The organism is Reichenbachiella sp. (genome assembly GCF_965223055.1).
In the GTDB taxonomy this organism is placed as follows: Bacteria; Bacteroidota; Bacteroidia; order Cytophagales; family Cyclobacteriaceae; genus Reichenbachiella.
This window is the reverse complement of the sequence record NZ_CBDCVM010000012.1, coordinates 724635-743289: the sequence shown is the minus strand read 5'-3', so window position 1 is coordinate 743289 and position 18655 is coordinate 724635. Positions and strand designations below refer to the sequence as shown.

Genomic DNA, 18655 nt, shown 5'->3' with positions numbered 1-18655 from the left:
ATTCAAACTGAAACTTTTTCAGCCATCGCTATGTTGATCAATTATGAAAACGCTCATAAAAATTTTCCTCTTATCTTTTATGGCATTATCCTGTCAGGAAGATCCGATCAGCAGTGGGGTAAACGCCAATGATCCATCCAACAAAATCAAAGCATTCTTATCTAATAATAACGACGATACTTATGTGGTCGTTAGTAAAAAAGCCGATGATCAAGTGTTTAATGAAGGTGTGGTGATTTCAGCTGGCAATACAAATGAACTTGAACTCTCCTCCTGTTGCTCACATGTCATTCGTGCCTATATCAAAAGCGATTTGGTGAATCATAAATATGAATGGTATATCAACTTAAGGGACGAAGATATATTTATAAATTTTTAAGCGCTCTTCAACTCTAAAATAGTAATCTCAGGCAATATCCCAACCCTCCCAGGATAACCTAAAAAACCAAAACCTCGGTTGACATACAAGTGCTGATTTCCTTCTGTATACAAATCGGCCCACTGCTTGTACAGGTACTGAGACGGACTCCAACGAAAATTGCCTATTTCCACTCCAAATTGAAAACCATGTGTATGACCCGAAAGCGTAAGGTCTATATCGCTATGGTTTGGTCGGATTTGAGCATCCCAATGACTCGGATCATGTGAGAGTAAAATTTTGGTATCAGCTTCTACATTTTTTGCCGTTTCTTCCAAATTTCCATATTTAGCAAATCCTCTCGCTCCCCAGTTTTCCACCCCCATGATGGCCAATCTCTCTCCATCAACCTCCACATATCTGTGTTCGTTGAGCAATATATCCCAGCCCATATCTTTATGGGATTGTACCAATTGTTCTAGATTCTTTTTCTTCGCTTGTTGAGATCCCCAAGCTTTGTAATCGCCATAATCATGATTTCCTAAAATCGAAAACTTTCCCGCACTCGCTTCTACCTTTGAAAAAATATTGAGGTAATCCTCTACTTCTTTGGACTCATTGTTTACCAAATCACCAGTAAACAAAAAGAGATCGGGCTTCTCTGCGTTAAGCAGATCAATCCCTCCCTTAACTGCCGTCTTGTTATAAAAACTCCCACTATGAATATCAGAAAGTTGGGCTATTCTAATTCCATCAAATGCCTTAGGTAAATTTTGAAGTGTAATTGTTCTACGTCTTACTCTGTAATCGTATGCACCAGACAAAATGCCATAGCTCATAGCAGCCATTGGAACGGCACCTGCTATGAGTGCAGACTTAGAAAGAAATTCAGATCGAGATATCCCATTATCCGTCGTTGGATTTGGTACGCCATTTTGAAATAACCCTTGGTAGGCGTATTTCCCTAAACGAACAATATCATCCGCAAACACGAATAGTCCTGCCGTAAGTTTACCAAGGATATTCATAAAAACTGCTGTGGCTAGGAAAGTACGCAGGTTGTGATATTTGGTAGGGTCTACACTACCAAAAACCACTAAAGCAAAAAATGAAAATACAGTTAAAGACCAGTAGATTATCGAAACAACCAACTTTCCCGTATTAGAGAAACTACTAACAACTACTTTAACCGCCTGAAAAACGTAATAGTCGAGAAATGAATAAACAATTAGGAAAAGAATAAAAAAACTCAATCTGTGCATAAGAACCCTCATACGCAGATTGAGCTGTTGAGTTGTGTCTGATTATCTAAAGCGGATATCGCCGTAGCTTGTGTCTATGTTTACGTAACCTCCTTTTCCACTACCCATTTTCCCCTTGTACCGCGAACTAAAATCTTCTTTGACCTTGTAATCAAAGTCTAAGGGCAATCCGGAATAACTAAAATCACTAAAGCTTAGCTCTGTATCAAAAGTAAAGTTAGCGCCCTCATCAAAGGAAATTCTGTAATCTCCAAATTTGCCATCTATAATGATTTTGGTAAAATCCTTTGCTACTTCGTCTATAGTAAATCCGCCACAATACTGAGCTTTCATATCCAATTCAACTTCCAAACGATCAATTGAAAATTCCGAATACCCCACATATCCTTTGATGCCTTGAACCGTTCCAATCTCCACATCTCCATATTTACTGCTTAAATCTATCGTTCCGATTTTTTCTATTTCAACATCTGAAAATCCTTGTTCCATCTTTACCACGCCAAGTTCATCGATTTCAACATCTGAATACTTTATATCTATTTCACCCTCTTTTACCAATTGTATTGCTCCATCACTAAAAGAAATCCTCATATCAGTCAGTCCATAAAGTTTTTCAATCCTGAAGTCACCATAAGAGATATTAATCTCGCTTTCACCCATCAAATCCCCGATAAAATTTCCTCCAAAACTATTTTTTAGTCTCAGCGCATTTTTCTTAGGCATATTGACTTTGTAATTGATTTCAAACTCTTCTCGATCGCGATTTTTCAAATTACTCAATCGGGTCTCAAACGAAATCTCTGAACTGCTTTCTTCTATCTCCACTTTGATTTTGTCCAATAAATCCTGGGCTCGATTTTCATTATTCATTCTGGCAATGATTTCAATATCCACCGTCATCTTATTTTGATCCCAAGTGTTGATGTGGACGCGACCGAAACTATTTTCTATAGATAGCCTTATGTTCGAATTCACATCAAAGCTCTTCGATATTTTTCGACTTTTTTCATAATCCAGCCCCTTGTCTTTTCCTAATAGTTCTCTTGTTTGCAGACCAACTAAAGCCAACAATACGATCAGGTTATACACTAATTTTTTCATCTTGCTCATGTTTACTTATCCGTTCTAAAATCCTCAATTGTTTATTTAGAATTTCGACTCTCAATTGTAGATTTTGAATCATGGCGTTGATCAGCCTTTCATCATTTTGATTTCTTTTCAAATCCTTTTTTAGCTTAGCGTACATGTTGTCTAATTGCTGCATATCCTCAAGCAATTCCACATCTACCAAGCCTTTCTTATCTATCACACTTTTAATTTCCGAGCGCTTCTGCGAAATCAGTTGGGTATAGTAGCCTTCCACCTCTCTTAATTCTGATGATCGACTTTTCTGCGATTGATTGACCGCTGCTACTTCTTCAATATCAGCGTTCATCGTGCGATCCACAGCCAATCCAACTGAAATACATAAGAATATTACAGCTGCTGCTTTCCACAGCCAGGTATAATCCTTCTGTTTGTTTTCCTGCAACAATTCTTGTTGAATTTTCGACCAAGTGTCACTCCTTGGTTCCAAATCATCAAAACCTTCTCGATTCGATTTGATAAAATCTTCTAATTTATCTTTCATATTGATACCTTTCTTTTAGAATCTCTCTTAATTTTTTCTTAGCTCGATTGAACTGAGATTTTGAGGTCGATTCTGTAATACCTAATACTGTTCCTATTTCATTGTGATCATAACCTTCCAACAAATAGAGGGTCAATACCGCTCTAAATCCTTCTGGCAATTGCATGATGGCTGATTTGATGGCTGGTAAACTCAACGATTCTTCATCTTCTTCAAATGACTCATCGATCTTTCCTCCAGCTTGATCCATTTCTACCAAATCCAACTTTCTCTTCTTGAGCACATTGATAGAGGCATTCACCACAATCCTTTTTACCCAAGCGCCAAAAGTGGATTCCCCTCGGTATTTGTGGATGTTTTTAAACACATTCACAAATGCTTCTTGAATCACATCCTCAGCTTCATCACGATCATTCACTATGCGAAAACTTACGTTCAACATGGCTTTTACATACAAGTTGTAAAGCTCAAATTGAGCGTTCTGGTCATTGCGCTTCGCTGCTTCGACCAAATGATAATGAATGTCCTTATTTCCTATTTCCAACGATTATCGAAATTCTGTACAAAAGACCAATGAAAACCACGAGGGTTGCATCATAATTGAAATTAGTCTGAATATTTATAATTTCAATACTTTATATACAGGAGAGGTATAAAATGAGTAATTTGACAATAATCATTAATAACCTTTACTTATGAGAAATCAATTTATTGGACTCTCCATTATCACTTCCTTTGCCCTCATTGTTCTTTCACTTTATTGGCCTTGGGTCTGGTGGAGTTTTGCAATAGTCGCTCCCATCATATTCCTTGGTTCTCTAGATGTACTAGATAAAAAGCACACGCTGAGAAGAAATTTCCCTCTATTAGGTGCTTTTCGGTATATCATGGAAGACCTTCGCCCGAAAATCTATCAATATTTCATTGAGTCAGAAACAGATGGTGCACCAATCAATAGAATGTTTCGTTCCATTGTCTATCAGCGGGCAAAAGGGGCGCTTTCTACCAACCCATTTGGGACCAAACTAGATGTTTATGTAGATGGCTACGAATGGGCCAATCATTCCATTCATCCTATCAACCATCATGACTTGGACGATCACCCAAGAGTTTTAATTGGGGGGCCAGACTGTAAACAACCATACAGCTCCAGTATTTTCAATGTGTCAGCCATGAGCTATGGTGCTTTAAGTGACAGGGCAATTGAAGCATTAAATGGTGGCGCCAAAATCGGGAATTTTGCTCACAACACGGGTGAAGGAAGTATTAGTAAATATCATTTGAAACATGAAGGTGATTTGATATGGCAAATTGGAACTGGCTATTTTGGATGTAGAAATAAAGACGGCTCTTTCAATGAAGACATGTTCAAGGAGAAATCCGCCCTTTCTCAAGTAAAAATGATTGAAATAAAAATGTCTCAAGGCGCCAAGCCTGGGCACGGTGGTATATTACCTGCCATCAAAAATACTGAAGAGATTGCGGCTATTCGAGCAGTAGATCCGCATACTAGAGTTGACTCTCCTCCTGCCCACAGCGCATTTCGGAATCCGGAAGAATTGATGCATTTCATCAAAAAATTGAGAGACTTATCTGGGGGAAAACCTGTAGGATTTAAACTTTGTGTAGGCAACAAAATTGAATTTACGGATTTGTGTATTGCTATGCAGAACACGGGTATCATCCCTGATTTTATTACTGTAGATGGTGGCGAAGGAGGAACAGGAGCTGCTCCTCTCGAGTTCTCCAACAACATTGGGATGCCTTTAAGAGATGGACTAGCCTTCGTTTGTGATTCCCTGAGGGGATATGGATTTAAGAAAGATGTGAGGGTAATCGCTTCTGGTAAAATTCTAACAGGATTTCACATCTTTAGAGCATTTGCTCTCGGTGCAGATGCTTGTTACAGTGCTCGTGGTATGATGCTGGCCTTGGGCTGTATTCAAGCTTTAGAATGCCATAGCAACAATTGTCCCACAGGCGTAGCTACTCAGCAGCAACATTTGGTCAAAGGCTTAAATGTGGAAGACAAGATCAAAAGAGTCGCAAAATTTCATAATGAAACAGTGATGAGTTTTGTAGAATTCATGGGAGCGACGGGAGTAGATTCAATTTCCAAAATCAAAAGGCATCATGTTTATCGACGGCTGGATCAAGAGCACATTAAAACCTACGCGGAAATTTATCCAAATATAAAAGTTGGTGAATATACCTAGACCTATTACATTTGTAGGGTATTCATTTTTTCAGTTGTTCAAACAATTGAATATCAATACAGTAGCAGCATTTCAGAGAAGTATATCTTAAAGAGTTAATTATTTTGTATTAAACCTTTTAGAATCTCAAGATTCTAAGTGAGAAAAGGGTAGTTAAGAATAATTATTAAAAAATGAAGAAATTAATAAGATATAAGCGATTCGTTTTTAGTCTTACTTTTTATTTATTCTTCCTAAGTCTCTTAGGGTGTCAAGAAGAACTCGTATCTCTCAACCCGTTTAAAACAGCGGATCAAATCTATGCCAAGTTAGATATGTCGAACGAATAGTATTCGTATGAATTTCCAGATTCATATAGCTGTTGTCCTGGTGGTAAGAAAAGAAATGCGTGGCTTTTAGCTAAGTTGGCCAAATCACCCGAACCATTTCCAGTCTCTGGATATACCTCAATCAAACCATCACGCCCTATCTCACTCCTTACTTGAATAAAATAACCTAAATCTGGTTTAAAAGTTACAGCCTCTCTTAGTATGGCCGTGCGCAACTCCACCTTCCTTCCTAGGTTTTGCATCAACCAAGGGATAAAAAAAGCTCTAAAACACATATAAGTAGAAATGGGATTGCCTGGAAACGCAAAAACTTGCTTCCCGGATTGATTGGCTCCAAACCAAAATGGTTTTCCTGGTCTTTGTGCTACTTTATGAAACAATTTTTCAACTTCCAACTCTTCTAAAATTTCGGGCAGAAAATCTGCCTTCCCTTTAGATACTCCTCCACTCAAAAGCACCACATCAAAATCATTTAAAATGGTAGCGATTTTACCTCTGAGTTCTTCTTTATCATCTAGCAAATGGAAGCACTGATTAGGAACTCTCAATTGATTTAATGACGTCTGAATAGCAATAGAGTTGGATTTCCTAATCTGATGAGGTAAGGGCACTTTATCCACGTCTACCAGTTCGTCTCCAGTCGAAACGATAGCCACCTTAGGCTTATTATTGATGCGCACTTCGTGGTGTCCCACTGTGGCCATGATAGCAACTTCAGCCGCTGTGATCACTACCTCCTTTGCGATTAACAATTCTCCTTTGTTCTGATCACTCCCCTGTCTGTGAACATTCTTCCATCGATCAGCTTCATCCAAATTTATTTTGACCCATTTCTCATCGCCTTCCTCATAAAACTCAAGGTCCTCATATCGAATAATCAAATCACAGCCTTCACTCAAAATTGCCCCCGTCATGATTTCTATGGCGTTCTCGTTACTTTTCAGGCTGGCAGCAGGTACACCAGCCAACTGCACTTCTTGAACTTTGAACTCTCTTTTGCCTTTATCGAATGCATCAAAACTTAATGCAATACCATCCATGGTTACCCGATCAAATGGTGGGAAATCTCGATCCGCTTTGATGTCTTCGGCCAACACCTCACCCATACTCTCTTCCAATGCAACCTTCACTATTCCCCAATTGGCTTGCTGTGACTGAACGATATTTTTAGCTTCTACGACTGATATCATACTAGATTCTCTAATTTTATCATCTCATTGTAAAGTAAAAACAACTCTTCTCCTATCACACACATAAATATGAAAAACGATAAATTTTCTCATATAGATTCAGGAAACAATCCTGCGATGGTCAACGTATCTGACAAGCAAGTGACTGTTCGCACAGCCACGGCCAGAAGCACAATTGAACTGACCGAAGAAATTATGTCAGGGCTGGAACAAGGAGAGATTCACTCTAAAAAAGGTCCGGTTTTTCAAACAGCGATAATAGCTGGAACAATGGCCGCTAAAAAAACAGGTGAACTGATCCCACTCTGTCATCCGATTGGTTTGGACGGGTGTGATTTCACTATAGAAGTAAAAGGTCTGGAAGTTGAAATCGAATGCACAGCGACCATTGCAGCCAAAACCGGAGTGGAAATGGAGGCATTAACCGGAGCTTCTTTGGCAGCATTAACTATTTATGATATGTGTAAAGCTTTGTCGCACAACATCATCATCAAAGAAACCAGATTGACAGCAAAGACAGGAGGAAAAAAAGACTTTAAATACAATGGCTAAGAAACACCAAAAACACGCAAAATTGACAAGGCCTGACATCGGCCATTTTGGACGAAACGAATTAGCCATATTAGGGACTCCTTGCGGTGAGATTAAGAATTTAGCTCGAACAATAAGCGAGCAGCTTTCTGCTCAATACAAAATAGCCTATGTGGATGCTGATCACAAAAGTGCCGATGACGAATCAAATCTTGAAGGCAGTTCGCTGGCCTACGGCAATCAACTAGAGTATGTGGACAAAATAGATTTTCATCGATTTGATCAAATGGGTGAATTCAATACGTTTGATTACAAAATGAAATTTGTTGACCAAGATCTGGTACTCGTCAATGGCAACCACTTTGAAGGTAATCGTCAAATACTGGTCATTGATTCCAGAAAGTCATTGGAGAAGAAATTGCACAAATTGACTCATGTATGTCTCATATTGTTTCAAACTAACGAAACCGAAGTTCCTGAGTATTTAAAAGCACATATTCCAAATTGGAGTGAGATACCTCAATTCCAATTAAATGATATCTCGTCTATTTCGTCCTTGATTCAAAAAATGCAGCAGCAAAATCTACCAGCTATTAACGGTCTGGTACTGGCTGGAGGAAAAAGCACACGCATGAATCGCGATAAGAGTGAAATCGAATACTTCGGCAAAAGCCAAAAGGATTTCATGTTCGATTTGTTGGCGAGTGTATCTGATCAAACGTTTTATTCTGTACGTCAGGATCAAGCTAAAGATGACTCTAGCAATCAGGTGATAGATACTTTTACCGGGCTTGGACCTTACGGGGCCATTTTATCGGCATTCAGATCCAATCCCAATGCGGCCTGGTTAGTGACTGCCTGCGATCAACCTTTTCTAACCAAAGAGACGTTGGAGTTATTGATCTCCAAAAGAAATCCTTCAAAAATAGCTACTGCATTCTACAATCCTGAAACAGAGTTTCCTGAGCCACTGATTACCCTATGGGAACCCAGGGCTTATTCGCACCTTCTGCATTTCCTAAGCTTAGGCTACTCTTGCCCAAGAAAAGTGTTGATTAACACAGATATAGAACTAGTACATTTGGATGATGCGACGGTACTGAAAAACGTGAATACACCAGAAGAATACGAAGAGGCTATTAGGATTTTAGGAGATTAGTTATTGGTTATTTAGTTAAATGAAGTATTCCTAAGCCCAACACTGTCGATGGACTATTAACTTATAACTTTTAACCAGTCACGGGTGTGCAGCCACCCACACATCTCCATCTTGAAATATTTCTTTTTTCCAGATAGGCACGGTCTTTTTGAGTTCGTCAATGATAAACTTGCACGACTCAAATGCTGCTTGTCGATGTGGAGTGGATACAGCTATCACAACTGCTTCTTCTCCTATCTCCACCACCCCTATTCGGTGTGAAATGGCATATTTCAGAATTGGCCATTGAGACTTCGCTCGATCTACGATCTTTTGGAGCTCTTTGATCGCCATCGGCTTATATGCTTCAAAATCAAGCCTCACTACAGCTTTATCGGAAGTCTTGTTTCTTGTAGTTCCGATAAATACATCAGTAGCCCCAGCTCCTTCGTGTGAAACTGCGGCAATTAGAGCTGCAACATCAATTTTTTGTTCTGTAATCTTAATCATAACTATCAACCTCCACTTACAGGTGGAATAAGGACTAATTCATCTCCTTCCTTGATCACATGGTCATCATCCACATATTCTTCATTAATGGCCAGTTGGAGAGAGGTAAGCTGTTCGAAAGCAGGATATTTAGATTTCAATTGGTGCATAGCCTCACGAGCTTTGACACCTTGCGTCAATCTCAAATCCAGTGCTTTACCTCCTATGATATCCCGGGCGATTCCGAATGCTACCACCTTTATTTGAATTTCGCTCATAATTTTCAAAGTTATCCAAACAATAGAAATCCATTCCGATCAGTCTAATAAATATTCCAGTTCTTTAGTGGATTTAGTAGGTTCAAACTCTATTACCTCATAATCGGCCAACTGATGAATGTGAAACGGATCCTTTTCGATCCATTGGCTTACTTCTTCTTTACTTTTGGCTATAGCCAATATAATACCTCCAATTCGAGGAATTTTCTTTCCAGACATTAGGAAATATCCTTGCTCATATTGAGCATTCAAGAAGGCCACATGATCTGCCAGGTGTTGATCTATATTTTCCAAGGGAACCTTGTAAGTCAGGGATATGATATACATTTATAAAAGGATTTAAAATCTTCATAGACATACGGAAATGAGCACGGTTGGTATAGCAACATCTGAAATTTTAAAGATTAAAAATAGGGGAAGTGAATTGACCAATGACCTTTTGGTCAAAGAAGAGCCTCTGGAAATCAGAGTTGGCTATGGACAAGAAACCAAAAGGAAAGAATTTTCGCTCGCAGTCACCATGCGAACGCCTGGAGCGGACGAAGAATTAGCCCGAGGCTTTTTACTATCAGAAGGAATCATCTATTCTCCCACAGACATTCTATCTGCCAAATATTGCATGCAAGCCAAGCAACCGGAGAATACATTGAAAGTAGAATTGGGTAACGATGTAGCATTTGACCCTGAAAAATTCAAAAGGAATTTTTATGTCAGTTCTAGTTGTGGGGTGTGTGGAAAAGCTGCAATTGATGCATTGGAAGCTGAATTATCAAATAAGCAGTACCCAAACCAATATGTTACTCAAACAGCCATTCTATCTCTTACAGATCAGTTGACCCCTCATCAAAACACTTTCAAATTTACTGGGGGCCTTCATGCAGCTGCCTTGTTTGACCCCAACGGGAAGTTGCTGATCATAAGAGAAGATATAGGTAGGCACAATGCATTAGATAAACTCATTGGAGTGAGCGGATTAAAACAAATAGACCTGTCTGACAAAATACTTTGGCTCAGTGGAAGATTGGGGTTTGAGATGATTCAGAAATCTGCTATGGTCGGCATCAGAACAATTGCAGCGCTCGGTGCTCCCTCAAGTCTTGCAGTAGAATTATCCCAAAAGCAAAGCATTACCCTTATAGGCTTCCTAAAAAAAGAAGCTTTCAATATCTACTCAGGAAAAGAAAATGTAATTTTGGATACTTAATTACTAAGCAATGAAAATCAGAATCAACGGAAATTTTGTACGACTCAGATTGAGTCAAAGTGAAGTAGATCAATTTGCGTCGAAAGGCCAAATAGGCGACGCCATTCAATTTGGTACTCGATCATTGACATACCAGCTGGTAACTTCACAACAAGAAGAGGTTTCTGTAGACTTCGATGGCACCAAAATTTCTGTACAAGTTCCAAAAAATATGAGTGAGCAATGGACCGAAACTGATTTGGTCGGATTTGAAAATGCAGATCAAACCCATGTCAGAATCTTAGTAGAAAAGGACTTTCAATGCTTGCATAAAAGACCTGGGGAAGACGAATCAGACAACTTCCCCCATCCAGCTGCCGACTAAGCGCAAGACACCGTAATGCTGTGAGTATGGCCATCCCCTGTCGTGGAATCAATATTCACACTACTATTGTCTTTAAGAGATGTAAAGTTGGTGCTTGAGACTGTCACGCTGTGAGAATGACCACTAGATCCTGTAATATCATAGGTCTTTGCAGTTCCTGCGTCAACATCTGCTTTTGATACAGTCAGGGAGTGCCCGTGATTACTTCCTATTGATACTGAGGTTCCATTCTCCAAACAGTTCTTTGAGGAGTCTCCATCCATATCCATGTCCATATCATCTTCTGAGCTATCAGCACAATTCCACAATGACAATAAAGGAATACCGGCTAGAAGTGCAGCGCTTACCTTGGTTAAGAATACTTTTCGGTTCATGGTTGTTTTTGGTTTTAATGTATATACATATAATTTAGCGAAAAGCTTGAAGATTATTAATTACTCCTGATCCAAAATGTCTTCACGCAGACATTTTACATTCACATTGGTTGAAGAAAGTATGATCTACGCTTTGCTTCTCTCTAAATATTGAGAGAGCTTAAAAAAGTGTTTGTGCATCATTTCGGTCGCTAATGAGGCGTTGCTTGCTTGAATCGCTAAAAAAACATCTTCATGCTTTTTAATCTCTGCATGCGCCTCGTCTCCCTCACAAACTTCATCACGTTCGTAGCTGGAAAGAATCGGTGGTATCAATAGAAGCATAAGTGATATCATCGTGCTATTCTTGCTGGCTTTGGCTATGGCTAAATGAAAAAGTAAATCCTCTTCCAGGTAGTTTTCTCCATTAGCAAGTTTCGCTTTGAAAGCATCTAGCGCATCCTTGATCTTTTCTAAATCCTGATCGGTTCGTCTTTGTGCAGCCAGCCCTACCATCTCCAGTTCCAGGGATATTCTCGTTTCTACAAGCTCCTGAAAGGAAGGTGCATTGAGAGAAATAATTTCATCCACCATACCATTGAAGCCGGTTAACCCAATGGCCAGTATAGTACCGCTCTGAGAGACTGATTTGACCACACCATAAAATTCCAACTTTCTGATAGCCTCTCGGATGTGATTTCTTTTTACCTCGAATTTTTCGGACATCATCCGCTCAGAAGGTAGTTTATCTCCTCTTTCCAGATTTCTTAAATTGATCAGGTCTCTGATTTTACCGATCACTTCGTTCTGCAAAATCTTATTCGAGTGCTGATCTATCAAACTTATCTTCACCTCAATAAATTTTTATATAGGTTCAAATTACATTTCAAAAATAAGCCAGAAGTGCACCAATACCATTGTAGGAAATCACTAATGAAAAAAACAAAGCAGCATATAATCCTACATAGACTCCGAAGTGAGTTTTATAATCTTTCATCACCTTTTTGTTCTTCAACATGAGAATAATTCCTAACACTACCAACGGCAAAACAAACACATTAAAGACTTGAGATAAAATTTGAATTTCAATCGGATTGGCTCCAAAAGCTGGCCCTATCAATGCCACCATACTGGCGATCGCTGTGATGACGCGAAACTGCTTTGAGCTAGTATCTAAAACTCCGGATTGATAATCTGCGATAAGCAATGGTGCTATCAACAAACAAGGAAAAATAGAAGACAAACCTGCACTCAAAGCCCCGCAAAAGAATATAGTCACAGCCCACTTTCCAGCTACTGGCTCAAGTGTTCCTGCCATATCCATGACTTGATTCACTTGCTTTCCTTCATAAAACAAAGCCCCGGCTGCCACAGCCATGATCACCCCGCTGATGACAAATATTAGTATAGCAGCTGTGATAGAATCCTTTTTTTGTTGGTCCAAATTTTTGATGGTCCAGCCCTTACCTTTCACAAACAAAGGCCGAGACAAAAAAGTAGCTGCTGCCATAGTGGTACCGACAAAAGCCGCTACCAACATTTTCCCACCTGGCACATCAGGAATGGTCGGAATCAAACCCTTGATTACGTCTATGCCGTGAGGTTGCACAAAAAAGAAAGAAACTATAAAAGATAACCCCATCAAGGAGACGAATACAACCAATATCTTTTCGAAGAAGGTATATTTTCCAACCAGCATCAAAGAGTAAAACGTAAGGATGATGATTACAGCTATGGCTAGCACTATTTCATATTGGAATGGTGCTAACCCTTCAAAGTTGAGCGCCAATATTTCGAACAATATATTCGATGATATGCCCAAAATCCCCATCAGGGAATTCCACTGTCCAAAAGAGATGCCTACTATGATTAATATGGCCATCACTTTACCCAGCCTAAAATGTTTTTTGAAGCCAAAAAGAGCCGTCTCTCCAGTAATCAAGGCATAGTTGCCATAAGCAAACATCAGCACACCAGAAAACAAGCAACTTAGAAAGAGTACCCATAGCAATTGCATCCCGAACTGGCTTCCCGCCACGATCATGGAGGTCACACTGCCCGTACCGATGGTGTACCCAATAGCGAAAATACCCGGGCCAAACCCCAGAATTATGGCAATGATTTTCTTAAGTAGTGACTGATTTTTGTCTGATGCTGTCATGCTTGTTTGTTTTATGTATTACTTGATAAGCCATTCGGTATGATAGAATTTACCGGAGGGATCGTCTTTTCTCTGATAAGTATGAGCGCCAAAATAATCACGTTGGGCTTGGAGCAAATTGGCGGATGAATCAGCTAGAGAAAAGCTATTCAAAAAATTGACGGAATCACTCAGGTTAGGAATGGCCAATTCATTCAACACGCAGTCTGCTACTACTTCCAGCGCACTCGTCTTCAGGTTTTTCAGTCTTTCCGTTATTGTTTTATCCATCAAAAGATGATCAGCTTCTTTAAATACAGACACCAATTCCACCATAAGATCAGATCGAATGATACACCCATTCGTCCAAATTCTAGCTAATTCACTTAAATTCAATTCCCAGTTGAAGCTATTTGATGCCTCAAGAATCAATTTAAACCCTTGATAGTGATTGATCAATCTGGCGAACTGATAGGCTTGTAGCAAGTCTTCTATCTGAATTTTTAAATTGGCCTGACTTTGAGTGAGAAGGCTTTGACTGGCAGCTATTCGTTCGTCCTTGAAAAACGAAATATAGCGGGCATAAAGCGCAGACGTAATCATGGTGCTCGGCATCCCCAGCTGCGCCGAAGCTATGGCTGTCCAGTTGCCGGTTCCTTTGTTTCCGGCTTTGTCCATGATTTTATTGACAAGCCAGTCATCCCCTTCTTTCTTTCTGAGTATATCAATGGTAATCTCCAACAAGTAACTGTTTGAAGTAGTTTTCCACGACTCTAGAATATCAGCCATTTGGTCGGGGTTGTTGCCCATAGCTCGTAGGGCAGTAAATATTTCAGCCAAAAGCTGCATTTCTACATATTCGATACCATTGTGAACCATTTTCACAAAATGACCACTTCCACCCGTACCAATCCAGGCGCAACATGGCAAACCATTGGCATCTTTGGCTGCAATGGACTCCAGAAAAGGCTGCACTTCCTTGTAAGTCTCCTGCTCACAACCCGGCATAATCGAGGGCCCTTTGAGTGCACCTTCCTCACCGCCAGATACGCCAGTTCCAACAAAACGAATGTCCTTTGATTTCAAATACTCGACCCTTTTGTTGGTATCATTATAATTGGAATTGCCGCCATCTATCAAAATGTCTCCGGCGTCCAAATGAGGGAGAAGGTCTTCAATCACAGCATCTACAATCTTGCCGGCATTCACCATCAGCATGATTTTTCTTGGTTGCTGCAGAGAACCTACAAACTGCGCTACATCGTCGAATGGAGCGGCTGACGACAATTCTGAAAACTCACTTTGGAATTTTTTGGCCACATCCACCTCTTGCCCATCCACATGTCTGTTGAACAAAGAAATATTGAATCCCCTGCTCGCTAAATTTCTAGCCAGGCTCTTGCCCATCACGCCTAATCCAAACAGACCGAATGCTGACTTTTCTAATTGATTACTGATCACTTCTACTATTTTTTTAGGTGTTAAATTAATATCTACATGTATGGCCTCCACAGGCTCTTCCAACGTATCAAACTGAGACTGCAACAATCCGGATCCCATAAAATGACCTTCCCGGTTTCCAATCCTTTCTCTTATTTCTTCAAAGGATCCTTTGAGAAATACCCAGTGTACTTTACCCAGAATACCAGTACTTAAGATTTCGCGGTAAGATGTTTTCAATGCCGAACAGGCTATCACAGCACCCGATCTTTCCAATTCCTTTTTGGCCAGATCATTCACTGTATGCAACCAACCCCTTCGGTCTTCATCATTCAATGGCTCACCATTAGACATTTTCCGGATGTTCTCATCCGGGTGAAAATCATCCCCATCAAAAAACGGCATTTCCAATTGCTCTGAAAGTAAGGCTCCTATCGTGCTTTTCCCCACGCCAGAAACCCCCATGATAAAAATAAGATTGTTTTTTTTGTGTTTCATAATATTTGGGCACCCAAATTGGGCACCCAAATATATATTTTTTTATATTTACAAAAAATTGAATCGTGTACTAATTGAGATTTACCATGACAGACAATAATAAAATAGTTGGAAAAAATGTCCTAATCACCGCCGGTGCCCAAGGCATCGGCGAATCCATTACCAGACACTTTATAGATAGCGGTGCTCATGTTGCGATCCATTACTTTTCCAGTGCAGACACTGCCAATCAACTGGTGGATTATGCCACCAGCAAAGGTCAAAAAGCCATTGCCATTAGTGGTGACTTAACCAAGGAAGCAGAGGCCAATGCCCTCATTGAAAAAACGGTAGATGCCCTGGGTGGATTGGATATATTGATCAATAATGCAGGATCGCTAGTGGCCCGCAAGATGCTCAATGAAATGGAGTCTGAATTTTGGCACAAAGTGATGGACATCAATCTTACTTCTATGATGTATGTTACCCGAGCGGCCACTCCACATTTAGAAAAGCATGAGCATAGCAGCATTGTGAATTTAGCTTCTTTGGCTGGCAGGAAGGGTGGTCACCCTGGTTCGCTCGTTTACTCTACAAGCAAGGGTGCGATTTTGACTTTCACCAGAGCCTTGGCTTCAGAGCTGGGCCCAAAAGGCGTAAGAGTAAATGCAGTAGCCCCGGGACTCATTCTCGGCACTTCCTTCCACAATACACATACAAGTAAGGAATCGGCAGACAAAACCACCGCTGAAATTCCTATCCAAAGAGCGGGCAATGCGGATGATGTGGCCAGAGCAGTTTTGTATTTGGCTTCTGAATATGATGGTTTTATCACCGGCGCCACGCTCGACATCAACGGTGGCGTTTACAATATGTAACTTGGCATCATAGTCCATACCCCATAAACACAAAAAGAAGATGTCTCAAAAGTCAATATATACGTCATCACGAGTGGAACGAAGTGTTCTTATTGTTCGGACACTGATCGCATCATAAGATTGCTTCACGATATTCGCAATGACGAACTACTTTTGAGACAGCCTCTTTTTTAGAAGAATAAGGTATGCTCCTATTTAAATCCTTTCTTTTCTAAGAGAGGATCGATTTCAGGCGTCTTGCCTCTAAATTCAACATACAGATCCATACCTGGCTCAGATCCTCCTTTGCTCAACATGGTTCTATACTTTTGTGCTGTTTCCTGATCAAAAAGATCACCAGTTTCTTTGAAGGCCTGAAAACAATCTGCGTCTAACAGTTCAGACCACAAATAGCTATAGTAACCCGCAGAGTAGCCGCCTGCAAAAATGTGATTGAAATAACCACTTCTATATCTAGGTATGATTTGATCAATCAAGCCAATTCTATCCATGGCCTCTTTTTCAAAAGTTCTGGCTTCTATACCATCAGCGCTAGTAAGTGTATGCCAAGACATGTCCAAATAAGCTGCTGCCATGTACTCCACCGATCTGAATCCTTCGTTGAAAGCATTGGCGTCATTCATCTTTTTAACCAATTCATCCGGTATCACTTCACCAGTTTCATAATGCTTAGCATATAGTTTCAATACTTCCGGTTCGCTCATCCAGTTTTCCATTACTTGCGAAGGAAACTCTACAAAATCCCTTGGCACGTTTGTGCCTGATTGAGAAGGATAAGTCACATCCGAAAGTAAACCGTGCAGTGCATGCCCAAATTCGTGAAACATCGTTTCTGATTCTGAAAATGAAAGCAAAGAAGGACCATTCTCTGTAGGTGCTGGGAAGTTGAAATTATTTGTCACAATCGGTGTCACCGTGCCATCCATTTTAGATTGTGATCTCAATGCATTCATCCAGGCGCCACCTCGTTTACTATCTCTGGCAAAGAAATCCATGTACAGGATACCAATGTGTGTACCATCTGCTTCCAGCACTTCAAAGACTTGCTGATCTTCATGCCACTTAGGCATATCCTTCAATTCGTTAATTTGAATACCAAAAAGTTTAGTAGCTAGCGCAAAGGCTCCATCCCTTACCGCATTGACTTCAAAATATGGACGCATGGCATCCTCATCAAAGTCATATTTGGCTTTTCTCACTTTTTCCACATAGTACCTCCAATCAGACCCTCTCAATTCTTCTTCTATTCCATCATTTTTCATCTCCGATGCCAGGGCATCTCTTTCAGACTTAGCCATATTCAAGGCAGCTGGCCATACTTTATCCATGAAATCCATCACTGCTTTTGGGGTTTGAGCTACACTGGATGACAGTTGAACATCGGCGTGCGTTTCATAACCCAAAAGGTTAGCTCTCTCTATTCTTAGCTTTACAATTTCTTCAATGATTTTCTTATTGTCATTTTCATTGTCATTGTCGGCACGCATCGCGTAACCTTGAAAGAGTTGTTCTCTCATTTCACGATTTGGAGAGTACTGCAAGAATGGGTTGATACTTGGTCTTTGTAAAGTGAATGACCATCCTTCCTCGTGACCTCTTTTCTTCGCCTCCTCTGCAGCCAAAGAAACCAAACTGTTAGTCAAGGTTCCATAATCTTCAGGATTGGTGGTATGTGCTTCGAAGTTATTAGTCTCAGCCAACACATTCTGTCCAAACTTGGTAGTCAATTCAGAAAGTCGGCTGTTGATTTCCTGCAGCCTCTCTTTTTGTTCGCCCTCTAATCCGACACCAGATCGAACGAAACCCTTGTACGATTCCGTCACCAATCTCCTTTGTTGTGCATTGAGATCACTGTTTTCTAATTCGTTATAAATAGCCTCCACTCTTTCGAATAAACCTTTATTCAAATTGATGTAATCATAGTGCTTCGAGAGCATAGGAGACACAACCGTTCTCACCGAATCCAATACATCATTGGTATGCGCCCCTGCTACTGCATAAAATACTCTAGTGGTATTGTCCAATATAGCACCAGACCTTTCCAATGCTTCCATGGTGTTTGCAAATGTGGGAGCCTCCGAACTGTTTACTATAGCATCAATTTCAGCTTTGTGTTCGCTCATACCTTGCTCGAATGCCGGCAAGTAGTGCTCGTTCTCTATCTGATCAAATGGAGGTACTCCAAATGGGGTATTCCATTCAGATAGCAATGGGTTATCATTCATTGGTTGTTCGTTCGTTTGCGGAGTTTGACAACTGGCAAAAGCCATCACACTCGCAGTAAACATAGCTATGGTTTTTCTCATTGGGTTAACTTTTAGGTGTTAAAATGGAAAAGCGATGATATCCACATCGCTCCTCCAAAGAATTTCAATTTA

20 protein-coding genes are annotated in these 18655 nt (G+C 40.2%); 7 read left to right on the top strand and 13 right to left on the bottom strand.

Going from position 1 to position 18655, the window contains the following annotated elements; all coding sequences use genetic code 11:
* The first annotated feature begins 43 nt into the window (after window positions 1–43).
* Window positions 44–379 (top strand): hypothetical protein, encoded by a 336-nt coding sequence (locus tag ACOQO5_RS18615; protein WP_420583194.1) that lies wholly within the window; start codon window positions 44–46, stop codon window positions 377–379.
* On the opposite strand, the gene ACOQO5_RS18610 is transcribed toward ACOQO5_RS18615, so the two are convergent.
* The 4 genes from ACOQO5_RS18610 to ACOQO5_RS18595 form a co-directional block, all read right to left on the bottom strand.
* Window positions 376–1509, bottom strand: a complete 1134-nt coding sequence (locus tag ACOQO5_RS18610; protein ID WP_420583193.1) for a metallophosphoesterase — start codon at window positions 1507–1509, stop codon at window positions 376–378. The two genes, ACOQO5_RS18615 and ACOQO5_RS18610, sit on opposite strands and share 4 nt — an antisense overlap.
* Window positions 1510–1662: 153 nt before the next feature.
* Window positions 1663–2721 (bottom strand): hypothetical protein, encoded by a 1059-nt coding sequence (locus tag ACOQO5_RS18605; protein ID WP_420583192.1) that lies wholly within the window; start codon window positions 2719–2721, stop codon window positions 1663–1665.
* Window positions 2702–3250 carry a hypothetical protein gene (locus tag ACOQO5_RS18600; RefSeq protein WP_420583191.1) on the bottom strand — a complete coding sequence of 183 codons (549 nt, stop codon included), beginning with the start codon at window positions 3248–3250 and terminating at the stop codon, window positions 2702–2704. The genes ACOQO5_RS18605 and ACOQO5_RS18600 overlap by 20 nt, the downstream gene beginning before the upstream one ends.
* Window positions 3240–3794 (bottom strand): RNA polymerase sigma factor, encoded by a 555-nt coding sequence (locus ACOQO5_RS18595; RefSeq protein WP_420583190.1) that lies wholly within the window; start codon window positions 3792–3794, stop codon window positions 3240–3242. The genes ACOQO5_RS18600 and ACOQO5_RS18595 overlap by 11 nt, the downstream gene beginning before the upstream one ends.
* Window positions 3795–3945: 151 nt before the next feature.
* Here ACOQO5_RS18595 and ACOQO5_RS18590 point away from each other — a divergent pair, with 151 nt between their 5' ends.
* The gene (locus tag ACOQO5_RS18590; RefSeq protein ID WP_420583189.1) at window positions 3946–5466 is read left to right on the top strand and encodes an FMN-binding glutamate synthase family protein; all 1521 of its coding nucleotides are present in this window, start codon (window positions 3946–3948) and stop codon (window positions 5464–5466) included.
* A gap of 298 nt (window positions 5467–5764) precedes the next feature.
* Here ACOQO5_RS18590 and ACOQO5_RS18585 read toward each other — a convergent pair whose 3' ends face one another.
* Complete coding sequence (locus ACOQO5_RS18585) at window positions 5765–6985, bottom strand: molybdopterin molybdotransferase MoeA (protein WP_420583188.1); 1221 nt, start codon at window positions 6983–6985, stop codon at window positions 5765–5767.
* 69 nt (window positions 6986–7054) lie between these two features.
* Here ACOQO5_RS18585 and moaC point away from each other — a divergent pair, with 69 nt between their 5' ends.
* Together moaC and ACOQO5_RS18575 are read left to right on the top strand one after the other, a co-directional pair.
* A complete protein-coding gene (gene moaC, locus ACOQO5_RS18580; RefSeq protein ID WP_420583187.1) occupies window positions 7055–7537 on the top strand; it encodes a cyclic pyranopterin monophosphate synthase MoaC in 483 nt (160 codons plus the stop codon).
* Window positions 7530–8675, top strand: coding sequence for an NTP transferase domain-containing protein (locus ACOQO5_RS18575; RefSeq protein ID WP_420583186.1), 1146 nt, complete (start codon window positions 7530–7532; stop codon window positions 8673–8675). Before moaC ends, ACOQO5_RS18575 begins: the two co-directional genes overlap by 8 nt.
* Window positions 8676–8753: 78 nt before the next feature.
* Here ACOQO5_RS18575 and ACOQO5_RS18570 read toward each other — a convergent pair whose 3' ends face one another.
* The 3 genes from ACOQO5_RS18570 to ACOQO5_RS18560 are packed head-to-tail and all read right to left on the bottom strand — an operon-like array spanning window position 8754 to window position 9748.
* Window positions 8754–9164 (bottom strand): molybdenum cofactor biosynthesis protein MoaE, encoded by a 411-nt coding sequence (locus tag ACOQO5_RS18570; protein ID WP_420583185.1) that lies wholly within the window; start codon window positions 9162–9164, stop codon window positions 8754–8756.
* Between the two features lie 5 nt (window positions 9165–9169).
* Window positions 9170–9421 carry a MoaD/ThiS family protein gene (locus ACOQO5_RS18565; RefSeq protein WP_420583184.1) on the bottom strand — a complete coding sequence of 84 codons (252 nt, stop codon included), beginning with the start codon at window positions 9419–9421 and terminating at the stop codon, window positions 9170–9172.
* Window positions 9422–9460: 39 nt separating this feature from the next.
* On the bottom strand, window positions 9461–9748 hold the full coding sequence (locus ACOQO5_RS18560) for a YciI family protein (protein WP_420583183.1): 288 nt from the start codon (window positions 9746–9748) through the stop codon (window positions 9461–9463).
* Window positions 9749–9785: 37 nt separating this feature from the next.
* On the opposite strand from ACOQO5_RS18560, the gene fdhD reads away from it, so the two are divergent.
* The gene (gene fdhD, locus ACOQO5_RS18555; protein ID WP_420583182.1) at window positions 9786–10625 is read left to right on the top strand and encodes a formate dehydrogenase accessory sulfurtransferase FdhD; all 840 of its coding nucleotides are present in this window, start codon (window positions 9786–9788) and stop codon (window positions 10623–10625) included.
* A gap of 10 nt (window positions 10626–10635) precedes the next feature.
* Window positions 10636–10989: a DUF7009 family protein gene (locus ACOQO5_RS18550; protein WP_420583181.1), complete on the top strand. Its 354-nt coding sequence runs from the start codon at window positions 10636–10638 to the stop codon at window positions 10987–10989.
* Here the strand turns inward: ACOQO5_RS18550 and ACOQO5_RS18545 are convergent.
* The 4 genes from ACOQO5_RS18545 to gndA all read right to left on the bottom strand — a co-directional run bounded on the left by ACOQO5_RS18545 (window position 10986) and on the right by gndA (window position 15420).
* Window positions 10986–11363, bottom strand: a complete 378-nt coding sequence (locus ACOQO5_RS18545; protein ID WP_420583180.1) for a hypothetical protein — start codon at window positions 11361–11363, stop codon at window positions 10986–10988. The two genes, ACOQO5_RS18550 and ACOQO5_RS18545, sit on opposite strands and share 4 nt — an antisense overlap.
* Window positions 11364–11489: 126 nt before the next feature.
* Window positions 11490–12194 carry a FadR/GntR family transcriptional regulator gene (locus ACOQO5_RS18540; protein WP_420583179.1) on the bottom strand — a complete coding sequence of 235 codons (705 nt, stop codon included), beginning with the start codon at window positions 12192–12194 and terminating at the stop codon, window positions 11490–11492.
* Window positions 12195–12228: 34 nt separating this feature from the next.
* Window positions 12229–13503 carry an Nramp family divalent metal transporter gene (locus ACOQO5_RS18535; RefSeq protein ID WP_420583178.1) on the bottom strand — a complete coding sequence of 425 codons (1275 nt, stop codon included), beginning with the start codon at window positions 13501–13503 and terminating at the stop codon, window positions 12229–12231.
* Between the two features lie 18 nt (window positions 13504–13521).
* Window positions 13522–15420: an NADP-dependent phosphogluconate dehydrogenase gene (gndA, locus tag ACOQO5_RS18530; protein ID WP_420583177.1), complete on the bottom strand. Its 1899-nt coding sequence runs from the start codon at window positions 15418–15420 to the stop codon at window positions 13522–13524.
* An 86-nt stretch (window positions 15421–15506) separates the two neighbouring features.
* On the opposite strand from gndA, the gene ACOQO5_RS18525 reads away from it, so the two are divergent.
* Window positions 15507–16277, top strand: coding sequence for an SDR family NAD(P)-dependent oxidoreductase (locus ACOQO5_RS18525; protein WP_420583176.1), 771 nt, complete (start codon window positions 15507–15509; stop codon window positions 16275–16277).
* A gap of 191 nt (window positions 16278–16468) precedes the next feature.
* Here the strand turns inward: ACOQO5_RS18525 and ACOQO5_RS18520 are convergent, their stop codons facing one another.
* Complete coding sequence (locus ACOQO5_RS18520; RefSeq protein ID WP_420583175.1) at window positions 16469–18583, bottom strand: M3 family metallopeptidase; 2115 nt, start codon at window positions 18581–18583, stop codon at window positions 16469–16471.
* Between the last annotated feature and the right edge of the window lie 72 nt (window positions 18584–18655).

Bases quoted from the DNA above. Each gene is read 5' to 3' on its own strand.
- ACOQO5_RS18615 (WP_420583194.1), top strand. From the start codon at position 44: ATGAAAACGCTCATAAAAATTTTCCTCTTATCTTTTATGGCATTATCC.
- ACOQO5_RS18605 (WP_420583192.1), bottom strand. From the start codon at position 2,721: ATGAAAAAATTAGTGTATAACCTGATCGTATTGTTGGCTTTAGTTGGT.
- ACOQO5_RS18600 (WP_420583191.1), bottom strand. From the start codon at position 3,250: ATGAAAGATAAATTAGAAGATTTTATCAAATCGAATCGAGAAGGTTTT.
- ACOQO5_RS18590 (WP_420583189.1), top strand. From the start codon at position 3,946: ATGAGAAATCAATTTATTGGACTCTCCATTATCACTTCCTTTGCCCTC.
- ACOQO5_RS18585 (WP_420583188.1), bottom strand. From the start codon at position 6,985: ATGATATCAGTCGTAGAAGCTAAAAATATCGTTCAGTCACAGCAAGCC.
- moaC (WP_420583187.1), top strand. From the start codon at position 7,055: ATGAAAAACGATAAATTTTCTCATATAGATTCAGGAAACAATCCTGCG.
- ACOQO5_RS18575 (WP_420583186.1), top strand. From the start codon at position 7,530: ATGGCTAAGAAACACCAAAAACACGCAAAATTGACAAGGCCTGACATC.
- ACOQO5_RS18570 (WP_420583185.1), bottom strand. From the start codon at position 9,164: ATGATTAAGATTACAGAACAAAAAATTGATGTTGCAGCTCTAATTGCC.
- ACOQO5_RS18565 (WP_420583184.1), bottom strand. From the start codon at position 9,421: ATGAGCGAAATTCAAATAAAGGTGGTAGCATTCGGAATCGCCCGGGAT.
- ACOQO5_RS18560 (WP_420583183.1), bottom strand. From the start codon at position 9,748: ATGTATATCATATCCCTGACTTACAAGGTTCCCTTGGAAAATATAGAT.
- fdhD (WP_420583182.1), top strand. From the start codon at position 9,786: ATGAGCACGGTTGGTATAGCAACATCTGAAATTTTAAAGATTAAAAAT.
- ACOQO5_RS18550 (WP_420583181.1), top strand. From the start codon at position 10,636: ATGAAAATCAGAATCAACGGAAATTTTGTACGACTCAGATTGAGTCAA.
- ACOQO5_RS18545 (WP_420583180.1), bottom strand. From the start codon at position 11,363: ATGAACCGAAAAGTATTCTTAACCAAGGTAAGCGCTGCACTTCTAGCC.
- ACOQO5_RS18535 (WP_420583178.1), bottom strand. From the start codon at position 13,503: ATGACAGCATCAGACAAAAATCAGTCACTACTTAAGAAAATCATTGCC.
- gndA (WP_420583177.1), bottom strand. From the start codon at position 15,420: ATGAAACACAAAAAAAACAATCTTATTTTTATCATGGGGGTTTCTGGC.
- ACOQO5_RS18525 (WP_420583176.1), top strand. From the start codon at position 15,507: ATGACAGACAATAATAAAATAGTTGGAAAAAATGTCCTAATCACCGCC.
- ACOQO5_RS18520 (WP_420583175.1), bottom strand. From the start codon at position 18,583: ATGAGAAAAACCATAGCTATGTTTACTGCGAGTGTGATGGCTTTTGCC.